A 254-nucleotide genomic window follows, 5' to 3' on the forward strand; every position below is an offset into this window, starting at 1 on the left:
GCCGAATGGACGATATTCCCCTGTTTATTAAAAAGAATGGCCCGTGAACTTGTCGTCCCTTGGTCTAATGATAAAATAAACTTTTCCAAACTATACCCCTCCATTTTTCAGCTTTTTTAAGCTGTTCTATTTGATAAATTCATCTGATTGCCCTGCTTTTTTTTATTGCACATATAGGCAAAGAATAGAACAAGAATATTCATGGCAACCACTACCCAAAAAGCACCTGAAAGTCTGCCTAAAAAAACAGCTTG

At 36.6% G+C, this 254-nt stretch carries 1 protein-coding gene; it reads right to left on the minus strand.

The annotated features are described in order from the left end of the window. A partial coding sequence (locus RYX56_RS23845; RefSeq protein WP_317124318.1) for an FGGY family carbohydrate kinase occupies nt 1-89 on the minus strand: 89 nt, incomplete at its 3' end. Nucleotides 90-254 lie beyond the last annotated feature (165 nt).

Origin of the sequence: Alkalihalophilus lindianensis (genome assembly GCF_032843265.1) — a bacterium.
Taxonomy (GTDB): Bacteria; Bacillota; Bacilli; order Bacillales; family Bacillaceae_D; genus Alkalihalophilus; species Alkalihalophilus lindianensis.